The following is a 3,979-nucleotide window of genomic DNA, read 5'->3' on the forward strand; positions in this document are numbered from 1 at the left end:
CGCTCTTCCGATCTGGCTGCCACTCGAGCGCCCTTACCCTGGCCAGCAGGTGGCGCAGGTTCTTGCGGGCAGTGGTGGTCTCCGACTCCGACCAGAACAGGTAGGCCAGGTGTTCGCGGCTGATCCAGTCGCCGCTATGGGCCAGGTAGGCCAGCAGCAGGTAGCGCTTGTCCTGGAGGAACAGCAGTGTCTCCGAGCCCAGCACCACCTGGGGTCTGCCCATCAGTCGAACCGAGTTTTGGGGCATACAATTGTCTAGATACTACCGCACCAACCTGCTCATTACGGCATTAATCGCGTTTGGTCTGAGCAGAACCATCTTTGCTGCTGGCCCCAGTGCCGCCAGTACAGACCTGTCTTACGATAGGAGCGAAGCAACCCGAATCGCTCTGGGTGCTTTGTCCAGGTTAAGAAGGGAGGCCCCAATGACCGCCAAACAAGGCCACGAACTGCTGCGGATCCTGCAAACCCGCTTTGAGCAAAACATGCGCCGCCATAAGGAGCTAAAGTGGGCTGAAGTACAGCAAAAGCTGGAAGCCCAGCCCGGCAAACTGGCCTCGCTCTACCAGATGGAAAACACCGGCGGCGAGCCGGATGTGGTGGGCTACGACTCCCAGACCGGCGAATACCTGTTCTACGACTGCTCGGTGGAAAGCCCCAGGGGCCGCCGAAGCCTCTGCTACGACCGCGCAGCCCTCGAGTCGAGAAAACAAAACAAGCCAAGCAATTCCGCGCTGGATATGGCCTCGGAGATGGGTATCGAGATTTTGACCGAAGCGCAGTATCGAGAACTACAAAAACTGGGACGTATTGATACCAAGACCTCGAGCTGGCTCAAAACCCCCCAGGCCATCCGAAAACTCGGCGGGGCCCTCTTTGGCGACTGCCGCTACGATCATATATTCGTGTATCACAACGGGGCAGACTCGTACTATGCGGCTCGAGGCTTCCGGGGCTCGCTCAGGGTTTAGGCAGATCAGGCGGCATCCTCAAGGCCAACCCTGGTACTGCATTACAAGTACCAGAATCCCCGCTAAACCCAGGCCATTTAGCCCAATAATTCACCAGGGAGAATGCGATCCTGCGGCTGCGGCATACTTACCCGTTCTCGGGCGCCAACCCGGTGGCATTAATGCCAAGACCAGGCAGTCGAGGAGTTGCAGGCGACGGTTTTCGAGCGGATCATACAGTCAGGTACGGAACTGGTACCCTACGACGCGCGGAGGAACTACTCGCTGCAACCGACGACTTGCTGCCTGGTTGGGTTTTGTCCGTTAGTCCTTATACGGGTCAAACTCATCCGCCCCCGCCATCACCACAATCAGGGGCTTCAGGGTGTGCAGCACCTGGATGGTGGGGCCCTGGGCCGCCAGCACCTCGGGCAGGCGGCGGTAGACGTGGGGGCTTTCGTCGAGGCCGCCCCCGCGCAGGAGTACGCCTTTCTGCTCGATCCACTGCCGCATGGCCCCTGGGGTCACCAGCCCTGGTTTGATAATTTTTCTGGTTTTGTGGTGGATTTTGCCCATGGCCTGTTTGCGGCTCATCACCCGGCCCGCACCGTGAATGGTGGAGAACAGCGCGGCCTCCTGCATGGTTTTGGTGTCTGCGCCCGCATCCACTGCCCCCTGCAGGATCACCGCGTCGTCGCCCATGCTGCCGCCCACAAAACTCTTCTGACCGGGAAAGGCCGGGGTCGCGCCCTTGCGGACAATGACTACCTCCTCCCCGCCATGGGTCTCCTTCCAGGCGAAGTTGTGGTGGTTGTGGACGAGCTCCTGCTCCTTACCACCCAGAATCTGCACCACCTTGCGGGCCACCCACTCCCGCCCTGCATAGGCATACTGGCCCGCCAGGTTCATTAATGCCCAGTAGCCCTGGCCCAGTTCGGAGTCCAGCTCGAGCAGCGCCTCCACCTCTTTGCCCCTGGTGTTCCAGGGGCGGTTTTGCGAAAGGGCCATAAAACCCGAGGCGATGGTATGCCCCAGCCCCCGGCTGCCAAAGTGGACGCCTACCCAGATGTGGCCGGTTTCATCCCCGAATACATCCACATAGTGGTTGCCAGAGCCCACCGTGCCCAACTGGGCGCGGGCTTTCTGGCGCAGGGCTTCGCGGGTCGTCTTGTCGGGCAGGGCGCCCCAGGCAGGGTCTGCAAACAACGGATGGTCGGTGGGGGCATCGTCGGCTTTGTTGCTGCGGCCTACGCCAAAGCTAATCGAGGCCGCGATCTCATCCGCCAGCTTTTCCAGATAGGGCTCCACATCGGCCCGCTTCAGGTCGGTGCGAATGGCCGCGTTGCCGCAAGCGATATCGAAGCCCACCCCCGCCACCGAGACCTTGTTGCGATAGGCCGCCACCCCGCCGATGGGCATGATGTAGCCCAGGTGTCCATCCGCCATCAGCGCAGCTTTTTCGGCCCGACTGGCCACATCCCGAAGCTGCGCCAGGGTCTGGGCGTCGTGATCGCCGAAGACTGGAATACCATTCTCGTATCGCATGATCCACCTCGAGGGATGTCGGCCATCGTTCTTCCGGAGCGACGCAAGGTCTTGCCTCCCGTCTGCTATACCAAAAAAGCCCGCAAAGTCTGCGGGCCCGGGTAGCGCGAAGGTCTGGTTTAGCCGGTAAAACGCCGCCTAGCCCGCAAGAAGATACCCCGCCGGGAACTCGGGTTGAGTGGTGCGATCGGGCCAAGCATGGTTATTTTCTCCTTACCGACCCCCCGTCGGGAGAGGGGATGGGAGAAGCCTGACTCGGTTGGTGCCGGGAAGGGGACTTGAACCCCTACGCCCTTACGGGCACTACCCCCTCAAGATAGCGTGTCTACCAGTTCCACCACCCCGGCAGGGCAAATTACAGGTTAGTGGGGCGGCGGACGCTTGTCAAGGATGGCAAAAATACCTGAGGCCAGGGTATTGGTTGTGGTAGAAAGACCCGAGTATGCAAACTGTGACATCGCTGGCCTTGGCTGGGTTACTGCATGATCTGGGCAAGATTTATCAGCGGGCCTACTGGGGGAATGTACCGGAGGGTCTTGCGGACCGGAGTCACCCTGCTTATACCGAGTGGGCCATCCGTCGGCATGCCCAGCTTTTTCAGAAAATTGTCCCAGACCTTGACTGGCTGACGGGTTCGGCGGCCCGACATCACGAGGGCTGGCACGATAAACCCCAGTACCAGCCCCGCACACCTGCGGAGTGGTGCGTGGCTCTGGCTGACACCTATGCCTCTCGGGAGAGGGTCGAAGCGGGCGAGATAGACGCCAGACACGCAACTGCGGTTCCCCTCAAGTCGGTCTTTGCCAGCCTGCGGGTGCAGGGGGCTTACGGCCAGCTTGAGTGGGGCTATAGCCAGGTACGGGCAGGGCAGGAGGTGGGCCTGAAACCGGGGGAAGCTTACCCTGAGGCCAGACCCAATGTTTCCAGCGACACCTACCGGCGGATAATCGAACGGCTTGATGAGCGCCTGGCACAGCTCGCTCGCCACAACCCAGGCCCGGAAGGCTTGCTTGCCAACCTGCTGGGCATCTTCCAGGAGCTACTCTGGAACGTACCCTCCGACACCCAGGGCGAGCCGGAGGTGTCGCTATTCGATCACCTGCGCCTGACCGGGGCTATCGCAGCCGCACTATGGGCCTACCACGGGGGTAACCCCACCCTCGAGGCCCTCAAAAACGATAGCCAAGACAAGTTCTTGCTGGTTCTGGGTGACCTGGGCGGCATCCAGAGCCACATTTACCGCATTCAGGGGGCCCAGACCGGAGTGGGGGGCCTGGCCAAGCGGCTCCGGGCGCGCAGCCTCGAGGTCTCCCTTGCTGCCGAAGCCCTGGGCCTGGAGTTGCTACATCGCACAGGCCTTACCCCTTTGCAGCGCATCATGAGCGCCGGGGGCAAGTTTTACCTGCTCCTGCCTAATACCAAAGCGGTGCACCAGGCCCTGGTGGAAACCCAGCAGCAATGGGAAAAATGGGCCCTGGATCAGG

At 61.1% G+C, this 3,979-nt stretch carries 4 protein-coding genes and 1 tRNA gene; 2 read left to right on the top strand and 3 right to left on the bottom strand.

The features are described from left to right. A partial coding sequence (locus Q0288_RS11510) for a hypothetical protein (protein WP_299430537.1) occupies positions 1-247 on the bottom strand: 247 nt, incomplete at its 3' end. 178 nt (positions 248-425) lie between these two features. Here Q0288_RS11510 and Q0288_RS11515 point away from each other — a divergent pair. Next, positions 426-971, top strand: coding sequence for a DUF4256 domain-containing protein (locus Q0288_RS11515; protein ID WP_299430539.1), 546 nt, complete (start codon positions 426-428; stop codon positions 969-971). 303 nt (positions 972-1,274) lie between these two features. Here the strand turns inward: Q0288_RS11515 and Q0288_RS11520 are convergent, their stop codons facing one another. Beyond that, positions 1,275-2,495 carry an RtcB family protein gene (locus Q0288_RS11520; RefSeq protein ID WP_299430541.1) on the bottom strand — a complete coding sequence of 407 codons (1,221 nt, stop codon included), beginning with the start codon at positions 2,493-2,495 and terminating at the stop codon, positions 1,275-1,277. Between the two features lie 260 nt (positions 2,496-2,755). Continuing rightward, a tRNA-Leu gene (locus Q0288_RS11525) sits at positions 2,756-2,842 on the bottom strand. 95 nt (positions 2,843-2,937) lie between these two features. Between Q0288_RS11525 and cas10 the strand changes: the two genes are divergently transcribed. Next, positions 2,938-3,979 (top strand): type III-A CRISPR-associated protein Cas10/Csm1 (gene cas10, locus Q0288_RS11530; RefSeq protein WP_299430543.1); only part of this gene is annotated, 1,042 nt, incomplete at its 3' end.

The organism is uncultured Meiothermus sp. (assembly GCF_937863175.1).
Classification (GTDB): Bacteria; Deinococcota; Deinococci; order Deinococcales; family Thermaceae; genus Meiothermus.

Bases quoted from the DNA above. Each gene is read 5' to 3' on its own strand.
- Q0288_RS11515 (WP_299430539.1), top strand. From the start codon at position 426: ATGACCGCCAAACAAGGCCACGAACTGCTGCGGATCCTGCAAACCCGC.
- Q0288_RS11520 (WP_299430541.1), bottom strand. From the start codon at position 2,495: ATGCGATACGAGAATGGTATTCCAGTCTTCGGCGATCACGACGCCCAG.